Origin of the sequence: Klebsiella sp. HMSC25G12 (genome assembly GCF_001807705.1) — a bacterium.
GTDB lineage: Bacteria > Pseudomonadota > Gammaproteobacteria > Enterobacterales > Enterobacteriaceae > Klebsiella > Klebsiella variicola.
The window spans coordinates 1-4986 of the sequence record NZ_KV789781.1 but is presented as its reverse complement, the minus strand read 5'-3'; the positions used below and the strand labels follow the sequence as shown (position 1 = coordinate 4986).

The 4986-nt window shown below is 55.4% G+C and carries 5 protein-coding genes; 1 reads left to right on the top strand and 4 read right to left on the bottom strand.

The window, feature by feature from the left end:
• Nucleotides 1-166 precede the first annotated feature (166 nt).
• Together HMPREF3096_RS01200 and HMPREF3096_RS01195 are read right to left on the bottom strand one after the other, a co-directional pair.
• Complete coding sequence (locus HMPREF3096_RS01200) at nucleotides 167-844, bottom strand: isochorismatase family protein (RefSeq protein WP_002898927.1); 678 nt, start codon at nucleotides 842-844, stop codon at nucleotides 167-169.
• A gap of 18 nt (nucleotides 845-862) precedes the next feature.
• Nucleotides 863-1723, bottom strand: coding sequence for a pirin family protein (locus HMPREF3096_RS01195; protein WP_008805952.1), 861 nt, complete (start codon nucleotides 1721-1723; stop codon nucleotides 863-865).
• Nucleotides 1724-1837: 114 nt separating this feature from the next.
• Between HMPREF3096_RS01195 and HMPREF3096_RS01190 the strand changes: the two genes are divergently transcribed.
• Nucleotides 1838-2743, top strand: coding sequence for a LysR family transcriptional regulator (locus HMPREF3096_RS01190; RefSeq protein ID WP_032729938.1), 906 nt, complete (start codon nucleotides 1838-1840; stop codon nucleotides 2741-2743).
• Between the two features lie 189 nt (nucleotides 2744-2932).
• Here HMPREF3096_RS01190 and HMPREF3096_RS01185 read toward each other — a convergent pair whose 3' ends face one another.
• Both HMPREF3096_RS01185 and HMPREF3096_RS01180 read right to left on the bottom strand, forming a co-directional pair.
• Complete coding sequence (locus tag HMPREF3096_RS01185; RefSeq protein ID WP_032730979.1) at nucleotides 2933-3505, bottom strand: TetR/AcrR family transcriptional regulator; 573 nt, start codon at nucleotides 3503-3505, stop codon at nucleotides 2933-2935.
• Nucleotides 3506-3599: 94 nt separating this feature from the next.
• Entirely contained in the window at nucleotides 3600-4463 is an 864-nt protein-coding gene (locus HMPREF3096_RS01180) for an arginase family protein (RefSeq protein WP_032729939.1), read from the bottom strand.
• Nucleotides 4464-4986 lie beyond the last annotated feature (523 nt).

Here is a 4986-nt window from a genome sequence, read left to right as displayed (position 1 = left end):
TCAGCCACTCGGACACCTCACCATATTGTCTTGCTGCTCACCTTGGGTGGGCAACGGGGCGCTACTATAGGGAGTTGCGTTAAAACGGTCAAGCATATTTTCTTCTTTCTCTACCGTTCGCTCACGCAATGAACAACACCCCGCTGCGGTACAGCGGGGCGGGGTTTTAGCGCTGAGAATCCAGCTGTTCGTTATTCTTCACCACGTCCTGCGCTTTGCTGTAGCTTTCGATCAGCAGTTGGTAGGCCGGGAAGACTTTGGTGTACACCTCCGCCCATTCTGCGGCGTCCGGGCGATTCCAGGTGCGCTGCAGCTCAGAGGCGACGGCGGCGGTATCCATCGGCACTACGCCAGCCTGTACCACGCGAGCCAGGGTAATTTCCTGCGCCATTTTGCTGTAGGTGCCGGAAGCGTCAATCACGGCAAACACTTTATACCCATCGGCGACAGCGGCAATCGCCGGGAAGGCCATGCAGACACTGGTGATAGTCCCGGCGATAATCAGCGTCTTACGACCGGTCGCTTTCACCGCGGCGACGAATTCCGGGTTATCCCAGGCGTTAATCTCACCTTTACGGGCGATGTATTTCGCATGCGGCGCGTTTTCATGAATCTCCGGGATCAGCGGACCGTTCGGCCCCTGTGGCACGGAGGCGGTGGTGATCACCGGGATCCCGGCAAGCGACGCCATCTTGGCCAGCGCCGCGGCGCGAGCGCGCAGCTCTGGCATCGGCATATCGCCGACGGTCTGGAACAGGCCGCTCTGGTGGTCAATCAACAGCATGGCGGTATCGTTAACATCAATTACCGGACGAGCACCGTTAAAGTTAGCGGGAGTAGACATAGTATTCACCTCAATCAGTTAGATTTGGCCAAAACGGCCGCTGTTAAAATCGCGAACGGCTTCTGCGATCTGCGTTTTGTTATTCATGACAAAGGGGCCATAGCCCACAATCGGCTCCTGCAGCGGTTCGCCAGCCATCAGCAGAACTTTTGCCTGGGCGGTCGCCTCCAGATGCAGGGCGTCTCCTGTCTGGCTCAGGACGGCGAGCTGACCTTCGCGGGCGGACTCGGAACCGTTGATGATCACTTCCCCCTCCAGCACCACCAGCGCGGTACTCCAGCCTTCCGGCTGGCGCAGCGTGAGGTCGCGCCCCTGATTCAGCTGCAGATCCCACACGTTAAGTGGTGAGAAGGTATGGGCCGGGCCGCTGACGTCGTCATACTGGCCGGCAATAACCCGAACCTGTCCGGCGCCATTCGCCAGCGCGACGGTGGGGATCGTCCCGGCGGTAATGCTCTGATAGCCGGGGGCCGTCATTTTGTCTTTGGCGGGCAGGTTGACCCACAGCTGGATCATCTTCAGCTCGCCGCCGCTGCGGGTGAAGGCCTCCGAGTGGAACTCTTCGTGCAGGATCCCGGCGCCCGCCGTCATCCACTGCACGTCGCCCGGGCCAATCACCCCGCCGCGTCCGGTGGAGTCACGATGCTCTACTTCACCGGCGTAGACGATGGTGACGGTTTCGAATCCGCGATGCGGATGCTCACCGACGCCGCGTTTATCGCTGCCCGCCGGGAAGGTGTACGGCCCGGCATAGTCGAGCAGTAGGAAGGGGCTCAGCTGCTGGCCGTGCGTCTGATAAGAAAACATCGAACGAACCGGGAAGCCGTCGCCTACCCAATGCTGCGCAGGCGCGGTGTAGACTCCTGTAATCTGTTTCATGGCTTTCTCCTGTGTATCGGTATCTGATGTAAATAAGCTTATATCCGGGACGACGTATGCGGTAGTGAGCAAAAATGACCTATACTGTTCCAAAAATGGAACAATGGAGGAAGGATGCAGGATCTCAATGACTTCGCCTGGTTTGTCCAGGTGGTAGACCATGGCGGTTTCGCCGCGGCGGGGCGAGCGCTTGACCAGCCGAAATCCAAGCTCAGCCGCCGCATTGCGCAACTCGAGGAGCGGCTGGGCGTGCGTTTGATCCAGCGAACCACCCGTCAGTTCGCGGTCACCGAGGTCGGGCAGACCTTTTATCAGCATTGCAAAGCGATGCTGATAGAGGCCGAGGCGGCGCAGCAGGCGGTCGAGACGCTGCGCGCCGAGCCGCGCGGTAGCGTCAGGATCACCTGTCCGGTCACCTTGCTGCATGTCCATATTGGACCGATGCTGGCGCGATTTATGGCGCGCTATCCCGGGGTAACGCTGCATCTTGAGGCGACCAACCGCCGGGTGGATGTGGTCGGGGAGGGGATTGATGTGGCGATCCGCGTCCGTCCCCGGCCCATCGAGGATAGCGATCTGGTGATGCGCGTGCTGGCGGACCGCGGGCACCGGCTGGTGGCCAGTCCTGATCTCATTTCCCGGCTCGGACGCCCGCAGGCGCCTTCCGAGCTGAGCACCTGGCCGGGACTCAGCCTGGGGGCGAACAAGCATCAGCATAAATGGCAGCTTACCGGGCCCGGGGGGGCAAGGGCGGAGGTGTATTTCACGCCGCGAATGGTGACCACCGATATGCTGGCGCTGCGCGAGGCGGCGATGGCCGGCGTCGGCGTGGTGCAGCTTCCTTTATTAATGGTGCGCGATCAGCTGGCGTCAGGGGAATTAGAGGTGGTACTGGATGAGTGGCAGCCGCGGCGGGAAGTGATCCATGCGGTGTTTGCTTCACGGCGCGGGCTGCTGCCCTCCGTCAGGGCGCTGGTGGACTACCTCAGCGAAGAGTATCAGCGGATGGAGGAAGATTGATGGGTAGGCAGAGGTTTTTTGCCGGAACTCATATGTGAAAAGCGTCCGTACTTTTTCACGCACTCTTCGCAATCGCGTAGGGGCGTGAAAGATTGCTCACTGTGTGAGTCGTTTGCCGCTTGAGAGCGTTGGCTGTTATAAGCAACCTCTGGTTTTTTCGATACATCGTTTTACTATGACCGTCTGGTATTATTTAAGCAATTTTGCCATAACGTCAAAAAACATTGGCAGATCATCCCTGAATGAAAAGGTCGTGTTTATTGCCTGACGAGCGATTAAACCGTCAATAAGGGCAAAAATAATGATCGTGATTTCTTCAAGGTTAATATCACGGCGAAACTCTCCGGCAGCGATACCCTCCTGGATGAGCCGCGCGAAGCTTTTCCGCATGATGTCATCACTGGAGATATACGTTTTTCGCAGTTCTGGATTACGCGCAGACTCAGCCATGATTTCAACCCAAAGTTGATGCGTGATAGGGTAACCGATCTCGCTAATACAGGACGTGACTTGTGCACAAAGGCGATCAAAATAAGAGCCTGCATAGGTCGCATTATGGGCAGTCAGCGCGGAGTTCTGTTCTTCCAGTACAATAGCCTTAACAAGCTCATCCTTACTTTTGAAATACGTATACATTGCTCCTTGACTAATTCCTGCCCGGGTAGAGATTTCACGTACGCTTGTCGCACTAAAGCCTTTTTCCGCAAAGCAGGCAGCAGCAGCCGTAATCAACTTATGGTAGGTTTCGGTTTTTTTTAACATATCGGCATCTTGGTAAATTCGGTGTCCAGACTTTAACGCGCTTTTATGCAAGGAGCCAGAGCTAAACTCTGTCGTCTGGCTCCTGGATTTCGTCTTACTTTAGAAGGGGTAATTCACTGAGCATGTTCTTGAGATTCAGCATGTCCCAGGGCAAATGTTCAGCGATTGTCAGGCCAACGGGGACTGCTTTTGTCGTCGCTGCCGCTATCAGATTGAGTACATCCTCAATCGTCAGTTTGCCTTCAGCAACGTCGCCAAAATCGTGTTTTCCGCGCCCCGGTTTTGCAAAAAGAATGGAGCGGAACAGAGATGGGTCGAGTACGTCCAGATCGATATGGATCGCCAGATACGCAATCTTTCCTTTCGCTATCCACTCCAGGACTTCATCTGCACCGCTTTTAACCTGTTCAGGTGCTAGCGTCGTCATGTTATGGCGAGTGAGGTATTCAGCTTCATAAGGAAGTGGCGCGTGGATACCGGCAATCATTATTTTTGACGGATTAAGTTTGGTTTTTACATGGGCAACTAAATCGTTATCACCCGTACCCATTAGCGCACCAAGCACATGGGCATGCGCGTTTGGATATTGTTCAGCCGTCTGCACGTCAGGATGCGAGTCAATCCAGAGCACACCGAGTTTGTCTCCGAACTTATCGAGCAGGTGGGCGAAAGGCGCCAGCGAAACCAGGCAGTCTCCGCCTAAAATGACAATGCTATTGGGATCATGTTTTTCAATCAGTGCGGCAGCATTATTGAGTTGCCTGATGAGGGATGGCTTAGCCGTGATGCCATTAATCCCTGGCAATGGCTCTGTTGTTGGTAACTCAACAGGAACGATCTCAACGGGCCCTTTTGCTTCAGGAGAGAGAAACGAGAGCAGCTGCGAGCCAAGATAGTAGGGAGGATTGTTACCGCCTTGCCATTGAGGAAATATAAGTCGCAGTGTTTTGCTAGTCATTGGTACCTTCTGTGTTGTCATGCGCTAAAGTGAATGAGCGTTCATTCACATTTACATTGAATTACGGTCGATACGCAAGTAACAAAGCACTTTTCGTTAATGCATAACGTACACCATCCGGAGCGATATGATTTTCGTTATGCCGGGTGGCTCAAAGCGGAAGAGGGGATAGTGTTGGCGAACATCTTCGCTGCACTGTTAATCGTGTGAAAAAGAGTCTGGCTTTGACAATACTGCGTAATGTCTGTTGCCAGTTGTCGAACCCTGGTCGGGGGTTCTCATCCCCCCGGCGGGTGCCACAGACGAAAAAAAGCCCGTACTTGCGTACAGGCTCTCATCTCGAATATGGCGGTGAGGGGGGGATTGACTCGCTTCGCTCGCCCCTGCGGGGCAGCCCGCTCGCAGGCTCGCGGTCTGTCCAACTGGCTGCGCCAGTTGTCGAACCCCGGTCGGGGGTTCTCATTCCCCCAGCGGAGAATATAAAAGAAAAAAGCCCGTACTTGCGTACAGGCTCTCATCTCGA